General features: G+C 54.5%; 25 protein-coding genes and 1 riboswitch. Of the genes, 14 read left to right on the top strand and 11 right to left on the bottom strand.

Going from position 1 to position 25991, the window contains the following annotated elements:
- Positions 1 to 26: 26 nt before the first annotated feature.
- Together dnaG and rpsU are read right to left on the bottom strand one after the other, a co-directional pair.
- Complete coding sequence (gene dnaG / locus AC6I8T_RS17890; protein WP_021183469.1) at positions 27 to 1772, bottom strand: DNA primase; 1746 nt, start codon at positions 1770 to 1772, stop codon at positions 27 to 29.
- A 118-nt stretch (positions 1773 to 1890) separates the two neighbouring features.
- Entirely contained in the window at positions 1891 to 2106 is a 216-nt protein-coding gene (gene rpsU, locus AC6I8T_RS17885) for a 30S ribosomal protein S21 (RefSeq protein WP_001144069.1), read from the bottom strand.
- A 280-nt stretch (positions 2107 to 2386) separates the two neighbouring features.
- Between rpsU and tsaD the strand changes: the two genes are divergently transcribed.
- On the top strand, positions 2387 to 3400 hold the full coding sequence (tsaD, locus tag AC6I8T_RS17880; RefSeq protein WP_021183468.1) for a tRNA (adenosine(37)-N6)-threonylcarbamoyltransferase complex transferase subunit TsaD: 1014 nt from the start codon (positions 2387 to 2389) through the stop codon (positions 3398 to 3400).
- 30 nt (positions 3401 to 3430) lie between these two features.
- Here the strand turns inward: tsaD and plsY are convergent, their stop codons facing one another.
- Entirely contained in the window at positions 3431 to 4036 is a 606-nt protein-coding gene (gene plsY / locus AC6I8T_RS17875) for a glycerol-3-phosphate 1-O-acyltransferase PlsY (RefSeq protein WP_208723584.1), read from the bottom strand.
- Positions 4037 to 4142: 106 nt separating this feature from the next.
- Between plsY and folB the strand changes: the two genes are divergently transcribed.
- Both folB and bacA read left to right on the top strand, forming a co-directional pair.
- Positions 4143 to 4502 carry a bifunctional dihydroneopterin aldolase/7,8-dihydroneopterin epimerase gene (gene folB / locus AC6I8T_RS17870; protein ID WP_036625522.1) on the top strand — a complete coding sequence of 120 codons (360 nt, stop codon included), beginning with the start codon at positions 4143 to 4145 and terminating at the stop codon, positions 4500 to 4502.
- 190 nt (positions 4503 to 4692) lie between these two features.
- Entirely contained in the window at positions 4693 to 5511 is an 819-nt protein-coding gene (gene bacA, locus AC6I8T_RS17865; RefSeq protein ID WP_497834196.1) for an undecaprenyl-diphosphate phosphatase, read from the top strand.
- Between the two features lie 17 nt (positions 5512 to 5528).
- On the opposite strand, the gene AC6I8T_RS17860 is transcribed toward bacA, so the two are convergent.
- Positions 5529 to 6761 carry a multifunctional CCA addition/repair protein gene (locus AC6I8T_RS17860; RefSeq protein WP_497834195.1) on the bottom strand — a complete coding sequence of 411 codons (1233 nt, stop codon included), beginning with the start codon at positions 6759 to 6761 and terminating at the stop codon, positions 5529 to 5531.
- 136 nt (positions 6762 to 6897) lie between these two features.
- The gene (locus tag AC6I8T_RS17855; protein ID WP_208723586.1) at positions 6898 to 7518 is read right to left on the bottom strand and encodes a TIGR04211 family SH3 domain-containing protein; all 621 of its coding nucleotides are present in this window, start codon (positions 7516 to 7518) and stop codon (positions 6898 to 6900) included.
- Positions 7519 to 7721: 203 nt separating this feature from the next.
- Here AC6I8T_RS17855 and AC6I8T_RS17850 point away from each other — a divergent pair, with 203 nt between their 5' ends.
- From AC6I8T_RS17850 to hldE, 3 genes are read left to right on the top strand one after another with little or no spacing between them, the layout of a single operon-like run.
- Positions 7722 to 9032 carry a CYTH domain-containing protein gene (locus AC6I8T_RS17850; RefSeq protein WP_497834194.1) on the top strand — a complete coding sequence of 437 codons (1311 nt, stop codon included), beginning with the start codon at positions 7722 to 7724 and terminating at the stop codon, positions 9030 to 9032.
- Positions 9033 to 9062: 30 nt separating this feature from the next.
- Positions 9063 to 11921, top strand: a complete 2859-nt coding sequence (gene glnE, locus AC6I8T_RS17845) for a bifunctional [glutamate--ammonia ligase]-adenylyl-L-tyrosine phosphorylase/[glutamate--ammonia-ligase] adenylyltransferase (protein WP_497834193.1) — start codon at positions 9063 to 9065, stop codon at positions 11919 to 11921.
- 54 nt (positions 11922 to 11975) lie between these two features.
- Positions 11976 to 13400: a bifunctional D-glycero-beta-D-manno-heptose-7-phosphate kinase/D-glycero-beta-D-manno-heptose 1-phosphate adenylyltransferase HldE gene (hldE, locus tag AC6I8T_RS17840; protein ID WP_021183461.1), complete on the top strand. Its 1425-nt coding sequence runs from the start codon at positions 11976 to 11978 to the stop codon at positions 13398 to 13400.
- Between the two features lie 103 nt (positions 13401 to 13503).
- Here the strand turns inward: hldE and ubiK are convergent, their stop codons facing one another.
- Positions 13504 to 13788 (bottom strand): ubiquinone biosynthesis accessory factor UbiK, encoded by a 285-nt coding sequence (gene ubiK, locus AC6I8T_RS17835; protein WP_208723589.1) that lies wholly within the window; start codon positions 13786 to 13788, stop codon positions 13504 to 13506.
- A 171-nt stretch (positions 13789 to 13959) separates the two neighbouring features.
- Positions 13960 to 14109, top strand: a riboswitch (FMN riboswitch).
- Positions 14110 to 14218: 109 nt separating this feature from the next.
- On the opposite strand from ubiK, the gene ribB reads away from it, so the two are divergent.
- Positions 14219 to 14875 (top strand): 3,4-dihydroxy-2-butanone-4-phosphate synthase, encoded by a 657-nt coding sequence (ribB, locus tag AC6I8T_RS17830; protein ID WP_021183459.1) that lies wholly within the window; start codon positions 14219 to 14221, stop codon positions 14873 to 14875.
- Positions 14876 to 15031: 156 nt separating this feature from the next.
- Entirely contained in the window at positions 15032 to 15817 is a 786-nt protein-coding gene (gene ygiD, locus AC6I8T_RS17825; RefSeq protein WP_208723590.1) for a 4,5-DOPA-extradiol-dioxygenase, read from the top strand.
- Positions 15818 to 15861: 44 nt separating this feature from the next.
- Here ygiD and AC6I8T_RS17820 read toward each other — a convergent pair whose 3' ends face one another.
- The 3 genes from AC6I8T_RS17820 to tolC form a co-directional block, all read right to left on the bottom strand.
- Positions 15862 to 17025: a glutathionylspermidine synthase family protein gene (locus AC6I8T_RS17820; RefSeq protein WP_021183457.1), complete on the bottom strand. Its 1164-nt coding sequence runs from the start codon at positions 17023 to 17025 to the stop codon at positions 15862 to 15864.
- Positions 17026 to 17033: 8 nt separating this feature from the next.
- Positions 17034 to 17693 carry a DUF1190 family protein gene (locus AC6I8T_RS17815; RefSeq protein WP_021183456.1) on the bottom strand — a complete coding sequence of 220 codons (660 nt, stop codon included), beginning with the start codon at positions 17691 to 17693 and terminating at the stop codon, positions 17034 to 17036.
- 142 nt (positions 17694 to 17835) lie between these two features.
- Positions 17836 to 19308, bottom strand: a complete 1473-nt coding sequence (gene tolC, locus AC6I8T_RS17810) for an outer membrane channel protein TolC (RefSeq protein ID WP_021183455.1) — start codon at positions 19306 to 19308, stop codon at positions 17836 to 17838.
- 213 nt (positions 19309 to 19521) lie between these two features.
- Here tolC and nudF point away from each other — a divergent pair, with 213 nt between their 5' ends.
- The 6 genes from nudF to AC6I8T_RS17780 are packed head-to-tail and all read left to right on the top strand — an operon-like array spanning position 19522 to position 24934.
- On the top strand, positions 19522 to 20157 hold the full coding sequence (nudF, locus tag AC6I8T_RS17805) for an ADP-ribose diphosphatase (RefSeq protein ID WP_021183454.1): 636 nt from the start codon (positions 19522 to 19524) through the stop codon (positions 20155 to 20157).
- Positions 20154 to 20579: a DUF1249 family protein gene (locus AC6I8T_RS17800; RefSeq protein WP_013510528.1), complete on the top strand. Its 426-nt coding sequence runs from the start codon at positions 20154 to 20156 to the stop codon at positions 20577 to 20579. Before nudF ends, AC6I8T_RS17800 begins: the two co-directional genes overlap by 4 nt.
- Before the next feature lie 43 nt (positions 20580 to 20622).
- A complete protein-coding gene (gene cpdA, locus AC6I8T_RS17795; protein WP_208723591.1) occupies positions 20623 to 21450 on the top strand; it encodes a 3',5'-cyclic-AMP phosphodiesterase in 828 nt (275 codons plus the stop codon).
- 3 nt (positions 21451 to 21453) lie between these two features.
- The gene (yqiA, locus tag AC6I8T_RS17790) at positions 21454 to 22035 is read left to right on the top strand and encodes an esterase YqiA (protein WP_208723592.1); all 582 of its coding nucleotides are present in this window, start codon (positions 21454 to 21456) and stop codon (positions 22033 to 22035) included.
- Between the two features lie 47 nt (positions 22036 to 22082).
- Positions 22083 to 23978 carry a DNA topoisomerase IV subunit B gene (gene parE, locus AC6I8T_RS17785; RefSeq protein WP_021183451.1) on the top strand — a complete coding sequence of 632 codons (1896 nt, stop codon included), beginning with the start codon at positions 22083 to 22085 and terminating at the stop codon, positions 23976 to 23978.
- 56 nt (positions 23979 to 24034) lie between these two features.
- Positions 24035 to 24934 carry a LysR substrate-binding domain-containing protein gene (locus AC6I8T_RS17780; protein ID WP_021183450.1) on the top strand — a complete coding sequence of 300 codons (900 nt, stop codon included), beginning with the start codon at positions 24035 to 24037 and terminating at the stop codon, positions 24932 to 24934.
- 96 nt (positions 24935 to 25030) lie between these two features.
- Here the strand turns inward: AC6I8T_RS17780 and AC6I8T_RS17775 are convergent, their stop codons facing one another.
- Together AC6I8T_RS17775 and AC6I8T_RS17770 are read right to left on the bottom strand one after the other, a co-directional pair.
- Complete coding sequence (locus tag AC6I8T_RS17775; protein ID WP_208723594.1) at positions 25031 to 25342, bottom strand: putative quinol monooxygenase; 312 nt, start codon at positions 25340 to 25342, stop codon at positions 25031 to 25033.
- 30 nt (positions 25343 to 25372) lie between these two features.
- A complete protein-coding gene (locus tag AC6I8T_RS17770) occupies positions 25373 to 25954 on the bottom strand; it encodes an NAD(P)H-dependent oxidoreductase (protein ID WP_021183448.1) in 582 nt (193 codons plus the stop codon).
- Positions 25955 to 25991 lie beyond the last annotated feature (37 nt).

Below are 25991 nucleotides of genomic sequence, written 5' to 3'. Positions count from 1 at the left end.
ATCGGCAACCAAGGCGCTTAAAACGATTATTTCTTTGCCAGTGCCTGGCTCAGGGCCCAGAATTCACGGCGTTCGGCGGCACTTAATCCTTCGGTACGGTCGCGCGCGATAAGCGCTTCAAGGCGCTGCTCCAACGCGGAATCGTAAAGACTTGCCAGCGAATCCTGGAAGACCGCTTCGGCCTCTTCATCCACTATCATGTGGTTCCAGGTGGCCAGTGTTTCAAGTGTCTGACTAAAATTTGTCCCGCGATATAACTCTAGTAGCTGTCCGGTCGTCAGGCCAGGATTCTCAGAACAACGGCTGACTAACTCCACGAACAGCGGCAACCCCGCCATTTTTGACTGCTCAAGACCTTCGAGAGCAGGCACCATCGCGGCGAACTGCGGATTTTGCACCAACAAGGCAACCAGCACGCGCATGGTGGTGCGCTTCAGTGGCGGTGCAGTGGGTGCGGCACCACTCTCGGCCTGTTTCGGCAGTAGCTTCTCTAACTGGTTATCGTCAAGAATGCCGAGTTTATTACCTAATTCCTGACGCATATAAATGCGCAGGGTCTCGCCCGGGATCTGGCTGATCAACGGCAGCGCCAACGTACTCAGGCGTGCTTTACCGTCGCGCGTGCTCAGATCAACTTGCGGCAGCAGGCTGTCGAACAGAAACGTGGAGAGCGGCATTGCCTGCTCCATCCTTGCTTCAAACGCCACTTTGCCCTCTTTGCGCACCAGCGTGTCCGGGTCCTCGCCATCAGGCAAAAACATAAAGCGTAGCTGACGACCATCATTCATGTAAGGCAATGCGGTTTCGAGTGCACGCCAGGCGGCTTCACGACCCGCGCGGTCGCCGTCGTAACAGCAAATCACGTTTTCCGTCGAGCGAAACAGCAGCTGGATATGTTCGGCGGTGGTCGAGGTTCCCAACGAAGCAACGGCATAATCAATGCCGAACTGCGCAAGTGCCACCACATCCATATAACCTTCCACGACCAGCAGACGCGCTGGTTGGGGATGATTTTTCTGCGCTTCATACAGGCCATACAACTGACGGCCTTTATGGAAAATCGGTGTTTCCGGCGAGTTCAGGTATTTCGGCGTATCGTTGCCCAGCACCCGGCCGCCAAAACCAATGACTCGTCCACGTTTATCGCGAATCGGAAACATGATGCGGTCGCGAAAGCGATCGTACGTCCGGCCTTTGTCATTGCTAACCAGCATGCCAGCTTCCATCAGCGACTCTCGATCATCTTTCTGCTGACCGAAGCGCTTGAGCGCGTTATCCCAACCCGGTGGGGCATAGCCAATAGCGAAGTGATCAATCACTTGCTGGCTAAGGCCGCGGGTGGCGAGATACTGCTGAGCAAGCTGTGCCTGCGGCTGGCGCAGACTCTGCTGATAAAAGGTGTTCAGGCCTTCTAACAGTTGGTAAAGGCTTTGGCGCTGATGGCGTTCCATCTGGCTGGGGCCGTTACCCGCTTCATAAGGCACTTCAAGGCCGTGCTGGGTGGCCAGTTCCTCAATGCTCTCAACAAATTCCAGACGATCGAAATTCATCAGGAAGTCGATGGCATTGCCGTGGGCACCACAGCCGAAGCAGTGATAAAACTGCTTATCGCCGTTTACGGTGAAAGAGGGCGTCTTTTCGTTATGGAATGGGCAACACGCGTGATAGTTCTTACCCTGCTTTTTCAGCTTTACGCGGGCATCGATAAGGTCCACGATGTCCGTGCGGGCAAGTAAGTCATTGATAAATACGCGTGGAATTCGTCCAGCCATAAGCCCCGATTTTTCAGCTCATAAACGGCAACAAGCCGCGCTTCCTTTCGGAAAGCACGGCCTCTTACTTGACTCTGTCTGCGTTGATCACGCGGCGGAGGCGAACCTCCGAAAGAAATTAGTACAGACGAGTGCGGCGTGCGTTTTCGCGAGCCAGTTTCTTGGCATGACGCTTAACAGCAGACGCTTTAGCGCGCTTACGTTCGGTAGTCGGTTTTTCATAGAACTCACGACGACGAACTTCAGCCAGAACGCCTGCTTTCTCGCAGGAACGCTTGAAGCGACGCAGTGCTACGTCGAACGGCTCGTTTTCACGTACTTTAATTACCGGCATGTAACTCTCACCTCGATAAAATTCGGTTTTGCTGCTGGCTGCGGCGCCAGCACATTTCAAAATGGTGCATAATTCTACTCCAACCGCGGTTGGCTTGTAAAGCACCAAGGACAAATTGAAACCAACAGGGGCGTTTGCCATTGCGGCTGCCGGTTTTTTCAGGCCGTGGAGTATAGCGCACTCTTTGCGCGGCGGAAAAACACTTTTTCCAGCCCAAAGATGTCCGGCCGGTGATCTCCCTGTGATACACTGCGCGCCGCAAGAAGAGGGTACGAAAGCTATGCGAGTTCTGGGTATTGAAACGTCCTGCGATGAAACCGGCATCGCGATTTACGACGACGCGTCCGGTCTGCTGGCAAATCAATTATATAGCCAGGTAAAATTGCATGCCGATTACGGCGGTGTGGTGCCGGAACTGGCATCGCGCGATCATGTGCGTAAAACGGTGCCGTTGATTCAGGCGGCGTTAAAACAGGCCGGATTACAGCCGCAGCAGATTGATGCGGTGGCTTATACCGCCGGACCGGGTCTGGTCGGGGCGCTGTTAGTGGGAGCGACCGTTGGACGCGCGCTGGCGTTTGCCTGGAATGTACCGGCGGTGCCGGTCCATCATATGGAAGGCCATCTGCTGGCCCCGATGCTGGAAGATAACCCACCGGACTTCCCGTTTGTCGCGCTGCTGGTATCGGGCGGGCACACTCAGCTGATAAGCGTCACGGGTATTGGTGAATACGCGTTGCTGGGCGAATCTATCGATGATGCGGCAGGTGAAGCCTTCGATAAAACCGCCAAGCTGCTGGGCCTCGACTATCCGGGCGGGCCAATGCTATCGCGGATGGCACAGCAGGGCACACCGGGTCGCTTCACGTTTCCACGCCCGATGACCGATCGCCCCGGCCTTGATTTCAGCTTCTCCGGCCTTAAAACGTTCGCGGCCAACACCATTCGTGAACATGCGGGGGATGAACAGGCGCGTGCCGACATTGCCCGCGCCTTCGAGGACGCGGTGGTGGATACCCTGATGATTAAATGTAAGCGTGCGCTGGATCAGACCGGTTTTAAACGTCTGGTGATTGCGGGTGGCGTGAGCGCCAACCGTACGTTACGTGAGCGTATGGCTGACATGATGCAGGCCCGTGGCGGCGAAGTGTTTTACGCCCGTCCGGAATTCTGCACCGACAACGGCGCAATGATTGCTTACGCAGGCATGGTGCGTCTGAAAGGTGGTACGCGTGGTGAGTTGGGCGTTAGCGTCCGGCCACGTTGGCCATTGGCGGAATTGCCTGCCATCTAAAATAAAAAAACCGGCCTTGCGCCGGTTTTTTTATTCTTTCTTCTTTTTCTTCCGCTTCCAGATTTTGTTTTCCTGGCCGCGCCACAGGCGTTGGATGTTGTCATGGTGGCGCAACAGAATCAGGCAGGAAAGCATCGATACCGGAAAAGTGAACTGTGGTTTGAACCACCAGACGTAAAACGGCGCGATGAGCGCGCTGACAATCGCACCCAACGACGAGTAACCACTCAAGAGGACCGTCAACAGCCAGGTACCGGTCATCAACCCGGTCAGGTCCCAGCCAATCGGCGCGATGGCACCAAATGCCGTTGCCACGCCTTTGCCGCCGCGAAAACGAAAGAATACCGGATAGATGTGACCGAGACAGGCGGCGATGGCCGTCAGGCCAAGGTAGAGCGGAGCAACATGCAGTAGCCAGGCAATCCACACCGGCAACATGCCTTTGGCGATATCGAAAATCAGTACCGCTGCCGCAGGCGCTTTCCCACCGATGCGCAGCACGTTAGTCGCCCCCGGATTACCAGACCCCTCGGTACGTGGATCGGGCAGGCCAGCGAGTTTGCATACCAGTATCGCGCTGGAAATGGAGCCGCAAAGATACGCGAAAATAATCATACCAAGCGCGATAGCACTCATAGTTCCATACCGTTCCTGTAGGGTCGTTTTGTTCTCGGTAAGTGTGGATAATACGCATAATCCGCCGGAAGTGGTATCCGGCATAGCCAAAAACAGAGACTACATCATGGATATCGTATTTATCGAGCAACTCACCGTGTTCACCACCATTGGCGTTTACGACTGGGAGCAGGGCATGCAGCAGAAGCTGGTGCTCGATGTCGAAATGGCGTGGGACAACCGTCAGGCGGCTGCCAGCGACGATGTTAATGATTGCCTCAGCTATGCTGACGTCACCGAAGCTATTTTAAACCATCTTAACGGCCAGCGTTTTGCCCTGGTTGAACGCGTGGCAGAAGAAATTGCGGATCTGTTGATGAACCGTTTCAAAACGCCCGGCGTACGCATCCGCGTAGGCAAACCGGGGGCTGTAGCGCAGGCAGCAACGGTTGGCGTGCGTATTGAGCGCGGGACTATTCCTAAATAAATCCGATGTGATTGCCATCACAATGAAACCAAACCAAATTATGGTGTGTCTTAGTTGCAGCCGCCGCGCTTAGTGCGGCTTAGTTGCCGGAAACCTTAAGGTTTCCTTCAGACTGGCGCAGGCATAATTTAAGGCGGTAAGCAGATGCGACCGCCTTTTTACTGTTTAAAACGGATAGAGGAAAATGTTGATGGCAGATATTCATCAGCTTTGGGTAGCTGCAATCCTGGGGATAGTGGAAGGTCTGACCGAGTTCTTACCGGTCTCATCCACTGGCCACATGATTATTGTTGGCCACCTGTTAGGCTTTGAGGGTGAAACCGCCGAAACCTTTGAAGTGGTGATTCAGCTCGGTTCCATTCTTGCTGTCGTGGTGATGTTCTGGCGTCGGCTCTTTGGCTTAATCGGTATTCACTTTGGTGAAGTCAAACATGAAGGTACGGGTAAAGGTCATCTGACCCTGATCCATATCCTGCTGGGTATGGTCCCGGCGGTGGTGGTTGGTCTGGTGTTGCACGATCAAATCAAAACCCTGTTTAACCCGATCAACGTGATGTATGCGCTGGTGGTTGGAGGCGTGCTGCTGTTGGCGGCGGAAATGCTCAAACCTAAGCAGCCGAAAGCAGTCGGGATTGACGATATCACCTACCGCCAGGCATTTATGATTGGTTGCTTCCAGTGTCTGGCGCTGTGGCCTGGTTTCTCACGTTCTGGTGCAACCATCTCAGGCGGTATGCTGATGGGTGTGAGCCGCTATGCGGCATCGGAGTTCTCGTTCATTCTGGCGGTGCCGATGATGATGGGGGCAACGGCGCTGGATCTCTACAAGAGTATGAGTTTTCTGACGATGCAGGATCTGCCGATGTTCGCCGTCGGCTTTGTGACCGCTTTCGTGGTGGCGCTGATTGCGATCAAAGCCTTCCTGGAACTGATTAAACGTATCTCGTTTGTCTCATTCGCCATCTACCGCTTTATTATTGCGGGCGTGGTTTACATGCTGTTTATGTAAGACCTTGCGCGGCCAGCTCAGGCTGGCCGCGTGTCGATCAATCCTTCCTGCACCGCGACTCTGCGCCGACGGGTTAATTCTTCCCGTACTTCTGCCCCTTTGAATCCAGCCTCAATCACCGCTTTGGTTGGTACGGCCTGTGCCAGGGCAAAAGCCTTGCGCAGATAATCTCCCTGCGGATAAGCGTTGCTCTCCAGACCGGCACGACCACGGGCATCAGCTTCACTGGTCAGCGCCAGTTGCTCCACACGCTGTGGCTTACGCCAGGCGTCGACGCGATCGAATAACGCCACCAACATCTCGGCCGACTGCCGCTCAATGGTGTGCACCATATCGTGAAATTCGGCGACGATCAGCGCCAAATCGCGAATCGCATTGGGGACGCGTAAGCGCTCGCACAGCGCAGCCACAATTGGTACGCCCGCCAGGCCGTGACCGTGATGGCTCGGCCACTTTTCGCGCGGCGTAACCGCTTTGCCAGCGTCGTGAAATAGCGTGGCAAAACGGACATCCAACTCATCCGAGAGCGCCGTGGCAAGGGTTAACGTCATCAGCGAATGGATGCCGGTATCAATCTCCGGATGCCATTTGACGGGCGCGGGAATACCAAACAAGTTATCCAGTTCCGGGAACAGCACCTGCAAGGCACCGCAGTCGCGCAGCACCTGGAAATAAACCTGCGGATTACGTGTCAGCAGCGCTTTTTCCGTTTCCTTCCAGACGCGCTCTGGCGTGAGGTGTGCCAGTTCGCCACTGGCGGTCATATCGCGCATCAGCGCCTGAGTTTCTTCGGCAATGCGAAAGTTGAGGTGAGCGAAACGGGCAGCAAAGCGCGCCACACGTAATACGCGCAGAGGATCTTCATTAAAAGCCGCAGAGACATGACGCAGGGTTCGATTGGCCAGATCGTGTTGACCACCGTAAGGGTCGATCAACTCGCCGTTGTCTGCCTGAGCGATGGCATTGATGGTGAGATCGCGCCGTTGCAGATCCTGCTCCAGCGTGACGTCAGGGGCGAACCAGGTCACAAAGCCGGTGTAGCCATTGCCGCTTTTACGTTCAGTCCGTGCCAGCGCATACTCTTCACGGCTTTGCGGATGCAAAAAAACCGGAAATTCCCGGCCAACTTGCTGATAGCCCTGCGCCAGCATCGCATCAGGCGTAGTGCCGACCACCACCCAATCTTTATCTTTTACCGGTAAACGCAACAGCGCATCGCGCACCGCGCCACCGACCAGAAACGTCTTCACTCAACTACTCCAGAGGTCAACTGCCTTTGCGTGCCATCCACGCATCTGACTTTAATTGTTACATAGTTTGGCCAAAATTCGGACATGCCAAAAGGGGCATCTTACGATCCCCTTAAGAAAAAGAACAAAAAGGTGCTTAGTTCATCCAGCGATTGTTCTTTTTGCGACGCGGCACCATATGCGGCAGTACCAGACCCAGCAGCAAACCGACACCCAACACGCCACCGCCATACATAAACCATTGCATGATGATGGTGCGCTGCTTGTCATCTAACTGGACATTGGCGGCACTGACTTTTTTCTGCGCGACGATCAACTCGTTTTTCAACTTCTGATTTTCCTCTTTCAGATCGTTGATGGTGCTGTCGCTGTTGGCCACTTTATTTTGCATTTCCGACGTACGCTGGTTCCAGCTGTTGTCGATGTTTTGCAGCTTATCGGTGAGATCTTTCACCTGCTGTTCCAACTGTGGCACACGGGTACGCAGGCTGGGGTCGGTACTCAGCTGTGACAGCGGAATCCAGGTAGTACGACCCTGTGAGTCCTGGATTTGACCATACTGGGAGTCAGTGTTGGTTTGCAGCAACTGCACTTCCTCCCCGGCATTCAGCTTGCCAACCAGACGATATTGATCGCCAGGCCCGCTGCGTACCCAGGTGGATAATTCATCGGAGATATAACGCTTTTCGGCAGCATGGGCTGTCGAGATGGCGCTGAAAGCCAGCAAAGAAAGAGCGGCAAAAGTAATTTTTTTCATTCGATATCAAAGTTTGGTAAAGGCGTAAAAACACTGGCACAGTCTGGAGAGGCTTCCCATAAATCTGAATGAGAACTATCCTGGTCTCAATCTGGTGCGAAAAGGGTCGTAAAAGCAAAAGAAACCCAAGACAGCGCGCATTCAGTGCATTACTCTTCGCCAGATTAACTTCTTAACGTGCCAGCAGCGTATTCAAAAAAATTATGACCATCGAAATCGAATTAAAGTTCATTGCCACGCCAGAAGCGGCCGAAAAACTTACCACCAACCTGGCGGCAATGCCTCATCAACATGTGGCGGCACGCGAACTGACCAACATCTATTTTGAAACCGATGACAATCAGTTGCGTCGCTGGGATATGGGACTGCGCATTCGTGGCGTTGATCAACGCTATGAAATGACGCTTAAAGCGTCCGGTAAAACCGTGGGTGGTTTGCACCAGCGCCCGGAATATAACGTGGATCTTGATGCGCCAGACCTGGACATCGCGCTGCTGCCAGCCGAAATCTGGCCGCAAGGCACCGATGTCGCTGCACTACAGCAGCGGCTGGAACCGTTATTCAGCACCCATTTCCAGCGTGAGATGTGGCTGGTGCAATTTGCTGACAGTGAAATAGAAGTGGCGTTTGACCGTGGTGAGGTTGCTGCCGGTGAATTCAGTGAACCGCTGTATGAAGTGGAGCTGGAGCTGAAACAAGGTAGCCGTGCGGACCTCCTGAGTTTCGCTGCAAAGCTGATTGATATGGGGAGATTACGTCTTGGCAGCCTGAGTAAAGCCGCCCGTGGCTATCAATTGGCACAAGGTAATCCACCCCGTCCATTGCGGACCTTTCCTCTGTTGAAGATACCGGCAAAAGCGACGGTGGAGCAGGGGATGATCAACGCCTTGTCTGCGGGGCTGAATCACTGGCAATACCATGAAGAGGTCTGGTTGCGAGGTAACCCGGCAGCAAAAACGTCAGTTCTGGAAGCGCTGGACGCGCTGCGTCAGACATTTTCACTGTTCGGCGCGCTGGTACCGCGCAAGGCCAGCAGCGATTTGCGTCAGAAATTGACGCGCATCGAAGAGGTGCTGACGAATGACGACCAGGAAGCTCAGGAACTCTGTTTTTCTCTTGCCTCTGTAGAGGCTCAGTTAGCGCTTACTCACTGGCTGGTCGAATCACAGTGGCAAAACTGGTTGGATGATAAGAACAAAAGCAAATTGCAGGGTTCCTTCAAGCGCTTCAGCGACATTATGCTGAGCCGCATCGCCGCCGACCTGAAAGAAACGTTTGTTGATGTGCAGTTGTTTAATGAGTTTCAGGATAAAGCCACTCGCCTTAATCGTCAGTTGCTGGCGGTCCATCTGCTGGCAGGGGCCTATCCGGCAGAAGAGGTGAACAACTGGATGTCATCCTGGCAGACATTGCAGCACGCTATCCATATCCAGCAGGAACGTGGTTTGAATACCTTAGTGAATCAGGCGGTTAAACAGGTGCCATTCTGGCTCAATAGCGGCGCATCGCGTTAACGCGACGCAAAACAAATTCAGGGAGGGGAGATGTTGTTACCGTTATCCGCGCTGATGCAGGCGCAACTGAACAGTGCGGCAGACAAATTAGGTCTGTCGCCAGACGCACTGACCCCTGAACAGGCAGGCGCGCTCGCATTCAGTGACTTTATTGTCGACAACCTGCAACAGCACCCTAAGTGGTGGCAGCAGTTGCAACAACAACCTCCTCAGCCTGAAGAGTGGCAACACTACGTCGCGTGGCTTAATGACACGCTGGCGGGCATTGATAACGAAAGCGACCTGATGCGCGAGCTACGCCTGTTTCGCCGTCACATGCTGGTGCGAATTGCCTGGATGCAGTGCCTGCAACAGGCCAGCACCAGTGAGAGCCTGCAACAACTGAGCGTACTGGCCGAAACCCTGATTGCGGCCGCACGCGACTGGGTATGGCAGGATTGCTGCCGCGACTTCGGCACCCCCTGCAATGCCGCTGGCGAAGCACAGCCGATGTTGATTCTCGGCATGGGCAAACTGGGCGGTAACGAACTCAACTTTTCCTCAGATATCGACCTGATTTTCGCCTGGCCAGAAAATGGCGTGACGCGCGGTGGCCGGCGTGAACTCGATAATGCCCAGTTCTTTACCCGTATGGGCCAGCGTCTGATCAAAGTACTCGATCAACCCACGGTGGATGGTTTTGTCTATCGTGTGGATATGCGCCTGCGTCCGTTTGGTGACAGCGGTCCACTGGTGCTGAGTTTTGCGGCGCTGGAGGATTACTATCAGGAACAGGGACGTGACTGGGAACGCTATGCCATGGTTAAAGCGCGTTTGATGGGCGATGACCAGGGGCGCTGGAGCCAGGAGTTGCAGCAGATGCTGCGGCCTTTTGTCTATCGCCGCTATATTGATTTCAGCGTCATCCAGTCGCTGCGCAACATGAAGGGAATGATCGCGCGCGAAGTGCGCCGTCGTGGCCTGAAAGACAATATTAAATTGGGTGCGGGTGGTATCCGTGAAACCGAATTTATTGTTCAGGTATTCCAACTGATTCGTGGTGGGCGTGAGCGTTCACTTCAGCTGCGCTCCTTGCTGCCAACGCTGTCAGCCATTGGTGAGCTGGGTTTACTGACGGCACAGCAGGTGGGGCATTTGCGTGAGGCCTATTTGTTTTTACGCCGCCTGGAAAACCTGTTGCAAAGCCTGAATGATGAACAGACTCAAACCCTGCCGGAAAATGCACTGGATCGGCAGCGTCTGGCCTGGGGCATGGGGATGGCGGATTGGACAGCGCTCATTAACCAGCTTGAACGGCATATGGCCGGTGTCCGCGCCATCTTCGATGAACTGATTGGTGATGATACACCCGATATTGATGATCAGCGTGAACTGGCAGAATTCGCGGTGTTATGGCAGGACTCGCTGGAAGAAAGTGAGCTGGCTGTGCTGGTACCGCAGTTGGATGAAACACAGCGACATGCGCTGTTTGAGGCGTTAAACGCCTTTCGCCTGGATGTGGGCCGCCGTACCATTGGGCCGCGCGGTCGTCAGGCGCTTGATCAACTGATGCCGCGTCTGCTCAGCGAGGTGTGTCCGCGCAATGATGCGGCGGTGCTCCTCAATCGCCTGACACCGCTGCTGCTCGGCGTGCTGACGCGCAGTACCTATCTCGAACTGCTGACGGAATATCATGGTGCGTTGCGTCATTTGATTCGCTTGTGTGCCGCTTCGCCCATGCTTGCCAGCCAGTTAGCGCGCTATCCGTTACTGCTGGATGAACTGCTCGATCCGGCAACGTTGTATCAACCCACCGCGACGGATGCCTATCGCGATGAGTTGCGTCAGTATCTGATGCGTATTCCCACCGACGATGAAGAGCAGCAACTGGAAGCATTGCGTCAGTTTAAGCAGGCGCAGCATCTGCGTATCGCCGCAGCCGACATCGCCGAAACGCTACCGGTTATGAAAGTGAGTGATCACTTAACCTGGCTGGCCGAAGCGATCATCGAATCAGTGGTACAACAAGCGTGGAACATGATGGTGCAGCGCTATGGCCGCCCGTCGCATCTGAGTAACGACAACGAGCGCGGTTTTGCGGTTGTCGGTTATGGCAAGCTGGGCGGTTGGGAACTGGGTTATAGCTCAGACCTCGATCTGGTTTTCCTGCATGATTGCCCGGACGATGCGGTCACCGATGGAGAACGATCGATTGATGGCCGCCAGTTTTATCTGCGTCTGGCGCAACGTGTGATGCATCTGTTTAGCACCCGGACCTCTTCAGGCATTTTATATGAAGTAGATGCACGCCTGCGTCCATCAGGCGCGGCCGGGATGTTGGTCAGCACATTCGCTGCTTTCGATGATTATCAACGTAATGAAGCCTGGACCTGGGAGCATCAGGCTCTGGTGCGGGCACGTATTGTGTTTGGCGAACCGGCGTTGTGCGAGCAATTTAATCAGATCCGGCGCGGCATTCTTTGCTTGCCGCGTGATGCCGATACTCTACAGAAAGACGTACGTGAAATGCGTGAAAAAATGCGCGCGCATCTCAGCAACAAACATAAAGGGCGCTGGGAAATTAAAACCGATGAAGGTGGTATCACCGATATTGAATTCATCGCGCAATATCTTGTCTTAGGCTACGCCGCCCGGCAGCCAGCGCTGACCCGTTGGTCAGATAATGTGCGTATCTTTGAGCTGATGGCGCAGCACGACATTATGCCGGAAGAGGAAGCGCGTGCGCTGACGCATGCCTATGTCACGCTGCGTGATGCATTGCATCATCTGGCGTTGCAGGAGTTACCCGGCCATGTGGAGCCGGAAGCCTTCGCGGCAGAGCGCACGACGGTCAACGCCAGCTGGCAGCGCTGGTTAGCTGGGGCTGAATCTGACAGCGCGGAACACTAAGCCATCTGTGCTATTATCCGCGCACTATTTTTATCGCAGTCTGGAGTCTCTGGAATGAAAGTAACACTGCCCGCATTTAACCAGGCCGCTGTGCTGGTTGTCGGTGATGTGATGTTAGACCGCTACTGGTATGGCCCCACCAGCCGTATCTCGCCTGAAGCACCGGTACCGGTGGTGAAAGTGGATACCGTGGAGGAGCGTCCTGGCGGCGCGGCCAACGTTGCGATGAACATTGCAGCGCTGGGGGCGGCTTCACGCCTGATCGGCCTGACCGGTGAAGATGATGCGGCGCGTGTGCTGAGTAACACGTTGCAGCAGGTGAAAGTGGACTGCGATTTTGTGGCGGTTAAAAGCCATCCAACCATCACCAAACTGCGCGTCCTGTCGCGTAATCAGCAGTTGATCCGTCTCGATTTTGAAGAGGGATTTGAACAGGTTGATCCTGAGCCGATCCATCAACGTCTGCGCCAGTCACTGGCACAGGCGGGCGCGCTGGTACTGTCTGACTATGCCAAAGGGGCGTTGAACAGCGTTCAGACCATGATCCAACTGGCGCGGGAAGCTAAAGTGCCGGTATTGATCGACCCGAAAGGCACCGATTTCGCTCGCTATCGCGGGGCGACGCTGCTGACGCCGAACCTGTCAGAGTTTGAAGCGGTGGTGGGTAAGTGCAAAAGCGAAGAAGAGATCGTCAGCCGTGGTATGCAGCTGGTGGCGGATTACGATCTTTCCGCGTTGCTGGTGACCCGTTCTGAAAACGGTATGACCTTGTTGCAGCCGGGTAAAGCACCGCTGCATCTGCCCACTCAGGCACAGGAAGTGTACGACGTGACCGGTGCCGGTGATACGGTAATTGGCGTGCTGGCGGCGGTTCTGGCGGCGGGTGAAAGCCTCGAAGATGCCTGTTTCCTTGCGAACGCGGCGGCCGGTGTCGTGGTGGGTAAATTGGGTACTTCAACCGTGAGCACTGTCGAGCTGGAAAACGCCATTCACGCCCGCCCGGATAGCGGCTTTGGTGTGATGAACGAAGCGCAGTTAAAAGCGGCGGTGGCACAGGCGCGTCAGCGTGGTGAGAAAGTGGTGATGACCAACGGCGTGTTCGACATTCTGCATGCCGGGCACGTATCTTATCTGGCCAATGCCCGCAAGCTGGGCGATCGTCTGATTGTGGCCGTCAACAGCGATGCTTCGACCAAACGTTTGAAAGGCGAAACGCGTCCGGTTAACCCCTTGGAAAACCGTATGATCGTCCTGGGCGCACTGGAAGCGGTAGATTGGGTCGTCTCATTTGAAGAAGACACGCCGCAGCGTCTGATCGCTGAAGTGTTGCCAGACCTGCTGGTGAAAGGTGGCGACTACAAGCCAGAAGATATCGCGGGTAGCAAAGAAGTGTGGGCCAACGGCGGCGACGTGCGGGTGCTCAACTTTGAAGATGGTATCTCCACCACCAATATCATCAAAACTATTCGCAGCCATTAAGCCGCCAGATGTCACGTAGCGGCGCGATTTATCGCGCGTATTGTTGACTACGTTAAAGTCAAAGACGCGCGATAAATCGCGCCGCTACAGTTTTTTTAATTGATCATTTTGTTTCTTCTGGCTTAACCACATCGGCGGCTGGTGGCGTGCTGCGGCTTTCCAGTTGGGCCAGACGCTGTTCCAGCGCGGCCAGTTTCTCACGGGTGCGTAGCAACACCTGCGTCTGCACATCAAACTCTTCACGGTTAACCAGGTCCATACGGGTTAATTGTGCCTGCAAAACCTGACGAATTTTCTTTTCGACATCGTCGCCAAATTCGCGAATGCCTTTCGGCATGGCTTCATGCACCTGGCGGGCCAGTTGTTCAATTTTTTTCGTGTCGATCATGATAATTTCCTGGTTACGGGGGCCGATGACAGCGCGTATTCGGTCTTAATAAGCATTAAGTGTAATGCCAGAAACGAAAAGGTTAAACCTGAAATCTGCACCGCAGGAAATGCAAAAGCATTTGCGCTTTTGTTGATTGCCCGACCAGGTGATTGGCGTTATAGTGACTTCGCTTATTCTCAGGGCGGGGCGAAATTCCCCACCGGCGGTAAATCAGCTTCGGCTGAAAGCCCGCGAGCGCTTTCGCTGCAAAGTGAAAGGTCAGCAGATCCGGTGTAATTCCGGGGCCGACGGTTAAAGTCCGGATGGGAGAGGGTAACGACATCAAACGGGCTATGCCCGTGTCACGTTATTGCCATGTGTTTTAAACGCACTCCTAAGCTCGCCCTGATTCTGGTAACTCATATTTTTTAAATAAAGGTTTTTTACCATGAATCAGACGCTACTTTCTGAATTTGGCACGCCGGAACAGCGTGTAGAACGTGCTATCGAGTCACTGCGTAATGGTCGCGGTGTGATGGTACTGGACGATGAAAATCGTGAAAATGAAGGCGACATGATCTTTGCCGCTGAAACCATGACCGTTGAGCAGATGGCGCTGACGATTCGCCACGGCAGCGGGATTGTGTGCCTCTGCCTCACCGAAGAACGCCGTCAGCAACTCGACCTTCCGATGATGGTGGACAACAACACCAGCTCATTCGGCACCGGTTTTACCGTGACCATCGAAGCAGCACAGGGTGTGACGACCGGTGTTTCCGCCAAAGACCGTATCACCACCATCCGTACTGCTATCGCTGATAATGCGAAACCGAGTGACCTGAACCGTCCTGGCCATGTTTTCCCGCTGCGCGCCCGTGAAGGCGGCGTGCTGGCACGCGGTGGTCACACTGAAGCGACCATCGATCTGGTCACCCTGGCGGGTTTCAAACCTGCCGGCGTACTGTGCGAACTGACCAATGATGACGGCAGCATGGCGCATGCGCCGGAAGCGATTGTGTTCGCTAAACAGCATGATATGCCTGTGGTGACGATTGAAGATCTGGTGGCGTATCGCCGTCAGCATGAAACACGTCACGCCAGCTAAGCTGCGTGGACTGAGAAAAAGGCTGGATCGATGATCCGGCCTTTTTTTTCATTCAAATTCTCTGATAAAGATCATCATGGTTATCAGCGTTAATCCTGACGTAAATCAGCGTATCGTAATGATTAATAAATCGGCACTTTTGTCAGAGGATTAATCATGAGCAACACCCGCATGCCAGCCCTGTTTCTTGGTCACGGCAGCCCGATGAACGTACTGGAAGATAACCGCTATACCCAAGCCTGGCAGAAACTGGGGGCGACTTTACCGCGCCCACGCGCCATCCTGGCGGTTTCGGCGCATTGGTACACCCGCGGCACTGCGGTGACGGCGATGAGCAATCCACGCACCATCCACGATTTCGGTGGCTTTCCGCAGGCGCTGTTTGATGTGCGCTACCCGGCCCCCGGGTCACCAGAACTGGCACAGGAAGTCGCGGAGCTGCTGTCACCGGTGATGGTGCATCTCGATCAGGAATGGGGATTTGATCACGGGTCCTGGGGGGTGCTGGCAAAAATGTACCCGGAGGCGGATATCCCGGTGGTACAGCTGAGTGTCGATGGGACTAAACCTCCCGCCTGGCATTTTGAGTTGGGCCGCAAGTTGGCCGCATTGCGCGAGAGTGGCGTGATGATTGTTGCCAGCGGTAACGTGGTACATAACCTGCGTATGTTGCGTTGGGAAGGCGCTACCGAAGCCTACCCGTGGGCGGAAAGTTTCAACCAATATGTGCTGGATAACCTGAATTATCAGGGTGAAATTACGTCACATCCGCTGGTTAATTACCTGCAACACGAAGGCGCGAAACTATCGAACCCAACACCGGATCATTATCTGCCGCTGTTGTATGTGCTGGGCGCACGTCACGAAGATGAAGGCGTTTCTATTCCGGTGGAAGGAATGGAGATGGGTGCCATCAGCATGTTGTCGGTGCAAGTGGGATAAAAGTCGTGTTGCATCGCGGCGCGAGACATGGCGCCGCGATGAAGTTACTCAATAAAGGTATGCGGATAGAAGCGTGACAGATCCTGGGTGATCAGCGCGCGATCCTCGCGGATACCGATCCCGGCGGGTTGATCGTCAATCAACCAGCTACCAATCAACGTGTAGCTATCACCAAATTTCGGTAGCGGGTGGAACTGCTGCACAATCATACCCTCTTCACCGTAAGGCCCATCAGCTCGCGCGATTTCCTGTCCGTGCTCGATGATACGGATATTGGCCCCTTCGCGTGAAAACAGCGGTTTCACCACATATTTATCCATCTGCGGCACATTGGCGGCATCGGCGAAATAGGCAGGCAACAAATTAGGATGGTTGGGGAACATCTCCCACAGCAAAGGCAGCAACGCTTTGTTGGAAATGATGCTCTTCCATGCCGGTTCCAGCCAGCGCACACCAGCATCTGCCAGTTTGGTGGAGAACATCTCGCGCAGCATAAATTCCCACGGGTACAGCTTGAACAGGTTGCTGATCACCTGATCATTGACGTCAGTAAACTGCCCCTTTTCACCCAGGCCAATCTCGTCGATGTAGAGGAATTCACTCGGCAGCCCGGCTTCGGTCGCACAATCCTGCAAATATTGCACGGTGGCGCGATCCTCTTCGGTATCACGACAGCAGGCAAAGTGCAGCCAGTTAAAACCATGCTGTTGATGCAGCGCGGCAAAGCGCTCAATCAACTTCTCTTGCAGGCTATTAAACTGATCGCTACCTTGCGGCAGGTTGCCTGCATTGAGCTGATCTTCCAGCCAGATCCATTGGAAAAAAGCGGCTTCATACAGCGAGGTTGGCGTGTCGGCATTATTTTCCAACAGCTTGGCATCACCTTTGCCATCCCAGGCAAGATCGAGACGTGAATAAAGCGACGGCTGGCGTAATTTCCACGAATCACGCACAAAATCCCAGGTGTGTTTAGGAATGCAGAAGCGGGTGAGCAGCGCTTCGCTGTTCACCACTTTTTCTACCACTTGCAGGCACATTTGATGCAGTTCGGCGGTGGTGTCTTCCAGTTGCTCAACTTGCGCCAGCGTGAACTGGTAATACGCTTCTTCACACCAGTATGGCTCGCCGTGCATGGTATGAAACTGAAAACCATACTCGGTGGCTTTTGCGCGCCAGTCCGGGCGTTCGGTAATGGCAATACGTTGCATGGTGCGGCTTAGCCTCCCAGCGAGCGAGAGCTGGTACCGGTGGCACTGCTACGCTGCATGGTATTTTGCTTCGCTACGGTTTCACCAAAGCCGCCACGGGTGATGGTCGAGGTCGTCGCGGGTTTGGGGGCCAGGGCGGTTTTCGGCACGGTCATGGTGCGGCCAGAGGTGGCGGAACCGTAGTTTTTGCCAGACGCATCAACAAACTGGCCGTTAGCCGGGCTATTGGGGGTTTTGGGCGAGAACAACGGCTGCTGCGCAAATCCGGCACCACCACCCATCATACGACCCATCATATAACCTGCCATCAGCGGCATCCAGAAGCTGCCACTTTGTTGGGCTTCGGCATTGGTGCCTGCCTGCGCCGGGGTTTGCTGACATTGGTTTTCACCAAACTCCGCCACACAATCTTCACGCGTCGCATATTTTGGCGCGGTGCGTTCCGCTTCTTTCAATGCGTTGTTGTAGGCAGTGGTACATTGCGCGCTCTGGCTCGGATTAGCCTTGCTGCAATCATCCGCATTCTGGTACAGCGAAACTGTTTCATCGCTCTGTTCGCAGCCAGCCAGCATAAACACTGCGGTTACCGCGAGTGCAACGGGCGTCAAATGGCGCGCCTGCCAGCTTTTGCGAAAAGCGGCATGTCTAATGTTTTTAGTCCGTTTCATTTGTTTTCATCCTGTGCCCAAAGGTGACGCTTAGGATAGGGGATGAGTGGTGGAAATTGAAGCGACAGGCCGGGCAGTAAGGGGATCTTTACGTAGCTATACGTTTGAATGAGAAAGGGGCCGCTTGCGGCCCCGGAATGGCTTAGTTACTGAAAGGATTGCTGGTGCTACGTGCCGCTGCCGGACGCGCTTTAGCGGCGGCAGATGCAGAAGACGCTTTAGGACCATTATCTACGCTGGCTGCCTGCTGCGAGTTTTCCGGCGCTACCGTTTCCGGCGAGGTGGATGTCTCTTTACCAAGCTGGCCGTTCAGCAGTTGCAGATCCTGCTCGTTGAGCGTGCCCAGCGCATATTTAATATTGAGCTGATTGATCATGTAGTTATAACGCGCATCCGCTAACTGCTGCTTCGCGTTATACAGCGTCGTGGTGGCATCTAACACATCAACAATGGTACGTGTACCCACCTGATAACCGGCTTCCATCGCATCCAGAGAACTTTGTGAAGACACGACAGCCTGTTTGTAGGCATCGATGCTACTGATCGAGGCGTTCACGTTGTTAAAGGAGGAACGCACGGTCTGAATGGCGCTGCGATGGGCGCTTTCCAACTGCTCGCTGGCGCTGACAAAACTGTACTGCGCCTGTTTCACCTGCGAAGTCACCGAACCACCGCTATACAGCGGCAGGGAGAAGCTCAGACCCACCTGATTAGAACCGGTGATGGAATCAGAAGTGCTGGAGCTTTGATTCGCACGGCTACCGCCGTATTTACTGTTCGACATACCGGTCGAGGCAGTCAGATCCAGTGTCGGCATATGGCCGGTTTCCGCAGAGCGGATTTGCTCACGCGCCAGATCCTGACTCAGGCGTGCAGACAACAGGCTGAGGTTGCGGCTTTCAGCCTCTTTTAACAGCGAACTAACGGCATCCGGACGTTTTGTTTTGAAGCGGTCAATATTCAGCTCCGCCAGCGACAGGTAATCCATGCCGGTGATCTGGCGCAACGCTTCGACAGCGTTATCGAGGGTGTTACGGGCGGTCACTTCGCTCGCCAGAACGCTGTCGTACTGCGCGCGGGCGTTCTGCACGTCGGTGATAGCAACCAGACCGACATTAAAGCGTTGTGTTGTCTGATCCAGTTCACGATAAATCGACTGTTTCTGCGCTTCGGTATAAGAAAGGGTATCAATGGCGTTCAGTACATTAAAGTAGGCGGTAGCGGTGTTCAGAATCAGATCCTGTTGGGCGATCTGATAAGTGACATCCTGAATACCGGCAGTTTTTTCCTGCAACGTCAGAGCACGCCATTTCGACATATCGAAAATCGTTTGCGTTAATTGCAGTGATGCGCTGGTCGTGTTGGAATGAAGGCCGCTGCTGTCGCGGAAACCATTGTTATAGGTATAATCTGCACCCAGGCCTAATTGCGGCAGTAACGGGCTGCGCGCTTCATTAATTTTCTCAAAAGCTGCATCGCGATCGGCGGCAGCAGAACGCAGTGTCGGGTTACTTAAACGCGCCTGCTGATAAACCTGCAGCAGGTTCTCTGCCTGGCTGGCAAGGCTGAAACCGCCCAGGCTCAGTCCAATAAAAAGTGGGAGCAGTTTTTTCATTTGCATTCCTTTTGTTGCAGCAAATTGCACTGGTAGCGCTGCAGGTAAGCCAAAAAATAATCGCCGATTCTAGCAGAGACGGCGCGACAGATAAGTTGGCTGAACGTGCCTTCTTCCTCTAATTTACGTAAATAATTCAGAAAGAACCACTCGGACGGAGCACAAGGGTTGGCTTTTCTTCGCTCCATCCCAATCTGCATAAGGAGCCAGAAGATGGCGGATAAAAAAAAATCCCCTGTGACTTTCACAAAAAACGATGTAGAAATTATTGCACGCGAAACACTTTACGACGGTTTTTTTTCCATTGTTCGCTATCGTTTCCGTCACCGTCTTTTTAATGGCGAAATGAGTGGTGAAGTGCAACGCGAAGTTTTTGAGCGCGGCCATGCTGCCGTACTGCTACCCTATGATCCCCTGCGTGATGAAGTTGTGCTGATCGAACAGATCCGCATCCCGGCGCTTGACTCCAGTGCAACGCCCTGGCTGCTGGAGATGGTGGCCGGCATCATTGAACCGGGTGAAACCACGGAGCAGGTGGCGCGTCGCGAAGCCGTTGAAGAAGCGGGCCTCAAGGTTGGGCGCACCAAACCGATAGTGAGTTACCTTGCCAGTCCGGGCGGCACTTCGGAACGCCTGTCGATCCTGGTGGGAGAAGTGGATGCCAGCCAGGCAGAGGGAAATCACGGGCTGGAGGAAGAGAATGAGGATATTCTTGTCCATGTGGTGAGCCGCGAACAGGCTTATCGCTGGGTGGAAGAGGGGATTATCGATAACGCAGCGTCTGTCATCGCCTTGCAATGGCTGGCGTTGCACCATGAAAAACTAAGAGAAGAGTGGAAGCCAAAATGAGACAGCGCTATACCCCTGACTTTCCCGAAATGATGCGCCTGTGCGAAACCAATTTCGCCCAGTTACGCCGCCTGCTGCCAAAAAGCGATGAGGCAGGTGCTTCGGTGACCTATCAGGTGAATGGCGCCAGTTATCAGCTGACCATCGAGGAATCCACCCGTTACACTACGTTGGTGGAAATCCGCCAGGTCGCACCGGCGGTGAGTTACTGGAGTCTGCCGTCGATGTCGGTACGGCTCTACCATGATGCGATGGTCGCTGAAGTGTGTTCCACTCAGCAGATCTATCGTTTTAAAGCGCGCTATGATTACCCTAATAAAAAACTGCATCAGCGCGATGAAAAACATCAGATAAACCAGTTCCTTGCGGATTGGTTACGCTATTGTCTGGCGCACGGTGCTGTGGCACTGCCCGTTTGCTGATAGCGTATAATGCGCGCAATGGCGTGGAGATTAAGGAAACGCTTTGGATAGCCTGCTAACTCTTTCTGCGGCGAGTGGGGCCGATATCAGGATTTTACAAATCACGGATACCCATCTTTTCGCGGGAAAACACCAATCGCTGCTTGGGGTGAACACCTGGTCAAGTTTTGATGCGGTGCTGGATGCCATAGAGGCCCAGCAACGCGATTACGACCTGATTATCGCCACGGGTGATCTTGCTCAGGACCATTCGGTCGAAGCTTATCAGCATTTCGTGGCGGGCATTGCGCGCCTGCCTAAACCCTGCGTCTGGTTGCCGGGCAACCACGATTTCCAACCTGCGATGGTCAACACGCTGGCCGATGCAGGGATTGCAGCAGACAAACATGTGCTGCTGGGGGATCACTGGCAACTGGTGCTGCTGGATAGTCAGGTGTTTGGGGTGCCGCATGGCATGTTGAGCGAATATCAGCTGGAATGGCTGGAAAAAACGCTGGCAAAATTCCCGGAACGGCATACGTTGGTGTTGTTGCACCACCATCCATTGGCCTCAGGATGTACCTGGTTGGATCAACACAGCCTGCGCAATCCTCACCAACTGGAAGCGGTGCTACAGAACTTTCCGCGCGCGCGGAATCTGGTGTGTGGTCACATTCATCAGGAGCTGGATCTCGACTGGCATGGCCGCCGGGTGCTGGCGACACCTTCCACCTGCGTGCAGTTCAAACCGCATTGTACTAACTTCACCATAGATACCGTGGCGCCAGGCTGGCGTTGGTTTACGCTCAAGTCGGATGGCACTTTGCACACCGAAGTGAACCGTTTGCAAAGTGAGGAATTCCGGCCTGATCTTGACTCTGAGGGCTACTAAACGATGGCGGCACTGATTTATCTGCACGGATTCAACAGTTCACCGCTCTCAGCAAAAGCCACGCAGCTACAGCATTGGATGCAGCAACACCATCCGGCGGTTGAGGTGATTGTGCCGCAACTGCCACCGTTCCCGGCAGATGCCGCCCTGATGCTCGAAGATATGGTTTTACAGCACTCGGGTGAGACGCTGGGTCTGGTCGGATCTTCGCTTGGCGGTTATCTCGCCACTTGGTTATCACAATGTTTTATGCTGCCAGCGGTGGTGGTCAATCCCGCCGTTCGGCCCTTTGAACTGCTGGTGGATTATCTCGGTGAGAACCGGAATCCCTACACCGGTCAGCAATATGTGTTAGAGTCACGCCACATTTACGATCTGAAAGTAATGCAGATTGACCCTCTGGAAGCGCCCGATCTAATCTGGCTGCTGCAACAGACCGGCGATGAAGTGCTCGACTACCGTCAGGCGCTGGATTATTACAGCGCGTGCCGTCAGACGGTCGAAGAGGGCGGCAATCATGCTTTTATCGGATTCGAACGCCATTTTGCGCAGATTGTTGATTTTCTTGGGCTAAACCACCCTTGAGAACTGCGTAGTGTGCCAATATTCATATTGCTAATCAGACAGTTACGATGAGCCAATCAAGTTATAATGCCGATGCCATTGAGGTCCTGACCGGCCTTGAACCTGTACGTCGTCGTCCTGGCATGTACACCGACACCACGCGCCCAAACCATCTGGGCCAGGAAGTGATCGATAACAGCGTCGATGAAGCGCTGGCTGGCCACGCCAAACGGGTTGAAGTGATTTTGCATGCTGACCAGTCACTGGAAGTCATTGATGACGGCCGTGGTATGCCGGTTGATATCCACCCGGAAGAAGGGGTGCCGGCGGTTGAGCTGATCCTTTGCCGTCTGCATGCGGGCGGTAAATTCTCCAACAAAAACTACCAGTTCTCCGGTGGCCTGCATGGCGTGGGGATCTCGGTGGTTAACGCCCTGTCAAAACGTGTTGAAGTCACGGTGCGCCGCAACGGCGAAATCTACAACATCGCGTTTGAGAATGGCGACAAAGTACAGGATTTGCACGTTACCGGTACGGTAGCGAAGCGCAACACCGGGACCAGCGTACACTTCTGGCCGGATGAAAGTTTCTTCGACAGCCCCCGCTTTTCCGTTTCCCGCCTGAGCCATCTGCTGAAAGCCAAAGCAGTGCTTTGCCCGGGCGTGGAGATTGTGTTTAAAGATCAGGTCAACAACACCGAGCAGAGCTGGTGCTATCAGGATGGTCTGACCGACTACCTGTGTGAGGCGGTAAACGGCCTGCCGACGCTGCCGGAAAAACCCTTTGTCGGCAGCTTTGCCGGTGATGTGGAAGCGGTTGACTGGGCGCTGCTGTGGCTGCCGGAAGGCGGTGAGCTGCTGACGGAAAGCTACGTCAACCTGATCCCGACCATGCAGGGCGGTACGCATGTCAACGGCCTGCGTCAGGGGCTGTTGGATGCGATGCGTGAATTCTGTGAATTTCGCAATATCCTGCCGCGCGGCGTGAAACTCTCAGCGGAAGATATCTGGGATCGCTGTGCCTATGTGTTGTCGGTGAAAATGCAGGACCCGCAATTCGCCGGGCAGACCAAAGAACGTTTGTCTTCGCGCCAGTGTGCGGCCTTTGTGTCGGCGGTGGTGAAAGATGCCTTCAGCCTGTGGCTGAACCAGAACGTGCAGGCCGCAGAACAGCTGGCGGAGCTGGCGATCTCCAGCGCCCAGCGTCGTATGCGTGCGGCGAAAAAAGTGGTGCGTAAAAAACTCACCAGCGGTCCGGCACTGCCGGGTAAGCTGGCAGACTGTACCGCCCAGGATCTGAATAAAACCGAACTGTTCCTGGTCGAAGGTGACTCCGCAGGCGGATCGGCCAAGCAGGCGCGCGATCGTGAATATCAGGCGATCATGCCGCTGAAAGGTAAGATCCTGAACACCTGGGAAGTGTCTTCTGATGAAGTGCTGGCCTCGCAGGAAGTGCATGATATCTCGGTGGCGATCGGTATCGATCCTGACAGCGACGATCTCAGCCAACTGCGTTACGGCAAGATCTGTATCCTCGCGGATGCGGATTCCGATGGTTTGCACATCGCCACCCTGCTGTGTGCGCTGTTTGTGAAGCATTTCCGCACTCTGGTCCAGAATGGCCACGTCTATGTCGCGATGCCGCCGCTGTACCGTATCGATCTCGGCAAAGAAGTGTATTACGCATTGGATGAAGACGAGAAAGAAGGTGTGCTGGAGCAGCTGAAGCGCAAGAAAGGCAAGCCAAACGTCCAGCGCTTTAAAGGTCTGGGTGAGATGAACCCGCTGCAACTGCGCGAAACCACGCTTGATCCTAACACCCGCCGTCTGGTACAGCTCACCGTCAGCGATGACGATGTGGAGCAGACGCTGCGCGTGATGGACATGTTGCTGGCGAAGAAGCGTTCCGAGGACCGCCGTAACTGGCTGCAAGAAAAAGGCGATTTAGCCGACATCGAAGTTTAAGAAATCAGGGCGCTGCGGCGCCCTTTTTTATCGGCAACGCTGAAAGGAAGTAACGTGTGAAGATCACGCTGGAAGAACTACGCGCCTGGGTTACGGTGGTGGATACCGGGTCAATTACCAGCGCCGCTGAGCAACTGCAACAGACCAGTTCCGGTATCAGCCGGGCACTGAGTCGTCTTGAGAGCAAGCTCGAAACCACGCTGCTGCATCGTACCACACGTCGTCTGGCGTTAACGGAAGAGGGGCAAATCTTCCTCGAACATGCGCGCCAGATCCTCGCCTCCGTTGAGCTGGCGGAGGAACAAATCGCCCAACGACGTGATGTTCCCGCCGGGCGTTTACGCGTCAACGCGGCCGCTCCCTTTATGTTGCATGTGATTGTGCCGCTGGTGGACGCCTTTCGTCAGCGTTTCCCGCAGATTCAGCTGGAACTGAATACCGACGATATCGTGATTGATCTGCTGGAGCAGCAAACCGATATCGCGATTCGTGTCGGCGAATTACGTGATTCCTCGCTGCGTGCGCGGGTACTGGGCAGCAGCGCGATCCGCCTGCTGGCCAGCCCGGCTTATCTGGCAAAACACGGCATGCCGGAGACGGTAGCCAGTCTGCACGATCATCAACTGCTGGGGTTCAGCCAGTTGGAGGCGCACAATGTCTGGCCGGTGTGGCAGCAGGAAGGAGAATTTCTGCGCGTCAAACCCACGCTGTCGGCATCGAGCGGTGAAACCCTGCGTCAACTGGCGCTGGCCGGTCAGGGCATCGTGCGATTATCCGATTTTGTCAGTCGCGGCGACCGCGTCAGTGGCAGGCTGGTACAGGTGTTGGAAGCGGAAACGCGAGAACTGCGGCTGCCGATTCACGCGGTGTACTACCGCAATCAGTCGCTGGCCTCACGGATTAGCTGTTTTCTGGATTTTTTGCGCGAACAAATCGAAGAGAAAGGCTTACTGTAGCGGCGCGATTTATCGCGCGGGGTTGGTGCGGTTTGACTCCCTCATCCCGGCCTTCTCCCGCAAGCGGGAGAAGGAGATGATCAGCACCCGGTGCTGTTATTTTTCTGCCGCTTCCAGCACCAAAATCTTCACATCCACCACATCATCTTTGATGGTGGCGCGGTGCGCATCCATGTGCGGCATCTGTTGATGTTGCTCCAGATGTCGCAGCGAATCCCACTGCTCCAGCATAAAGATCGAATCGGGTGAATTGTGCTTCCACGGTACCTGCGCCTGATGATCCACCAGCGCGTCATATTGGTGGCAACCCTCTTCCTGCAACACGGTGGGGATCAGGCGATGAATCGCCTCCAGTACCGTGGCACGACGTCCTGGCTTGATACAAATTTCTGCAACGACAGTGAGCATGAGATGTCCTTTTTCCTGTGGTGTTTACAGTTAAGCAAAAATTTGGCTGAGATGAGTCCGATAACGTGCGATGTCGCGTGGCACATCTGGTTGTTTAATCACGTCATTACAAATAAAGGTCGGCAGCCCGGTCATACCGAGGAACTGATTGGCCTTGTGGAAATGCAGATACACACCATCAACGCCAACCCCTTCGAAGAACTGCTCAGGATCGGTAAAGGCTTCCAGTGGCGCATTCCAGGTCAGCGACAGCATATATTTTTTACCCTGGATCAAACCGCCGGAGCCGTATTTTTTGCTGTCATCTGAGCGGCTACGACCATCGCTGGCGTAGAGTGAGCCATGACCTTCGGTAAACACGTCATCGATATATTTTTTCACCGTCCAGGGTTCACCCATCCACCAGCCCGGCATTTGATAAATCACCACATCGCTGGCGAGATATTTTTGGACTTCATCGGCCACCACGTAGTGGCTATCCGCCACCGTGATATCGACCTCATGGCCCAAATCGCGCAGCAGGCTGGCTGCCACCTCGGTTAGCGTATGGTTCAGTTCCCCTTTCGAATGGGCGAAGGTTTTACCACCGTCGATAATCAAAATTTTGCTCATGCTGCATGCGCTCCTTATGAGAAATTAACGCTCACTC

This window comes from Pantoea sp. X-Soil-OKNW-556, from assembly GCF_059730695.1.
The sequence above is the reverse complement of the archived record's forward strand: the minus strand, read 5'-3'. Positions and strand labels throughout refer to the sequence as shown.

Excerpts from the sequence above, each read along its gene's own strand:
- hldE (WP_021183461.1), top strand. The coding sequence starts at position 11,976 with ATGAAAGTAACACTGCCCGCATTTAACCAGGCCGCTGTGCTGGTTGTC.
- AC6I8T_RS17770 (WP_021183448.1), bottom strand. The coding sequence starts at position 25,954 with ATGAGCAAAATTTTGATTATCGACGGTGGTAAAACCTTCGCCCATTCG.
- ribB (WP_021183459.1), top strand. The coding sequence starts at position 14,219 with ATGAATCAGACGCTACTTTCTGAATTTGGCACGCCGGAACAGCGTGTA.
- bacA (WP_497834196.1), top strand. The coding sequence starts at position 4,693 with ATGGCAGATATTCATCAGCTTTGGGTAGCTGCAATCCTGGGGATAGTG.
- tolC (WP_021183455.1), bottom strand. The coding sequence starts at position 19,308 with ATGAAAAAACTGCTCCCACTTTTTATTGGACTGAGCCTGGGCGGTTTC.
- ygiD (WP_208723590.1), top strand. The coding sequence starts at position 15,032 with ATGAGCAACACCCGCATGCCAGCCCTGTTTCTTGGTCACGGCAGCCCG.
- AC6I8T_RS17800 (WP_013510528.1), top strand. The coding sequence starts at position 20,154 with ATGAGACAGCGCTATACCCCTGACTTTCCCGAAATGATGCGCCTGTGC.
- ubiK (WP_208723589.1), bottom strand. The coding sequence starts at position 13,788 with ATGATCGACACGAAAAAAATTGAACAACTGGCCCGCCAGGTGCATGAA.
- plsY (WP_208723584.1), bottom strand. The coding sequence starts at position 4,036 with ATGAGTGCTATCGCGCTTGGTATGATTATTTTCGCGTATCTTTGCGGC.
- folB (WP_036625522.1), top strand. The coding sequence starts at position 4,143 with ATGGATATCGTATTTATCGAGCAACTCACCGTGTTCACCACCATTGGC.
- rpsU (WP_001144069.1), bottom strand. The coding sequence starts at position 2,106 with ATGCCGGTAATTAAAGTACGTGAAAACGAGCCGTTCGACGTAGCACTG.
- AC6I8T_RS17820 (WP_021183457.1), bottom strand. The coding sequence starts at position 17,025 with ATGCAACGTATTGCCATTACCGAACGCCCGGACTGGCGCGCAAAAGCC.
- AC6I8T_RS17850 (WP_497834194.1), top strand. The coding sequence starts at position 7,722 with ATGACCATCGAAATCGAATTAAAGTTCATTGCCACGCCAGAAGCGGCC.
- yqiA (WP_208723592.1), top strand. The coding sequence starts at position 21,454 with ATGGCGGCACTGATTTATCTGCACGGATTCAACAGTTCACCGCTCTCA.
- parE (WP_021183451.1), top strand. The coding sequence starts at position 22,083 with ATGAGCCAATCAAGTTATAATGCCGATGCCATTGAGGTCCTGACCGGC.
- dnaG (WP_021183469.1), bottom strand. The coding sequence starts at position 1,772 with ATGGCTGGACGAATTCCACGCGTATTTATCAATGACTTACTTGCCCGC.
- nudF (WP_021183454.1), top strand. The coding sequence starts at position 19,522 with ATGGCGGATAAAAAAAAATCCCCTGTGACTTTCACAAAAAACGATGTA.
- glnE (WP_497834193.1), top strand. The coding sequence starts at position 9,063 with ATGTTGTTACCGTTATCCGCGCTGATGCAGGCGCAACTGAACAGTGCG.
- AC6I8T_RS17855 (WP_208723586.1), bottom strand. The coding sequence starts at position 7,518 with ATGAAAAAAATTACTTTTGCCGCTCTTTCTTTGCTGGCTTTCAGCGCC.
- AC6I8T_RS17775 (WP_208723594.1), bottom strand. The coding sequence starts at position 25,342 with ATGCTCACTGTCGTTGCAGAAATTTGTATCAAGCCAGGACGTCGTGCC.
- AC6I8T_RS17815 (WP_021183456.1), bottom strand. The coding sequence starts at position 17,693 with ATGAAACGGACTAAAAACATTAGACATGCCGCTTTTCGCAAAAGCTGG.
- tsaD (WP_021183468.1), top strand. The coding sequence starts at position 2,387 with ATGCGAGTTCTGGGTATTGAAACGTCCTGCGATGAAACCGGCATCGCG.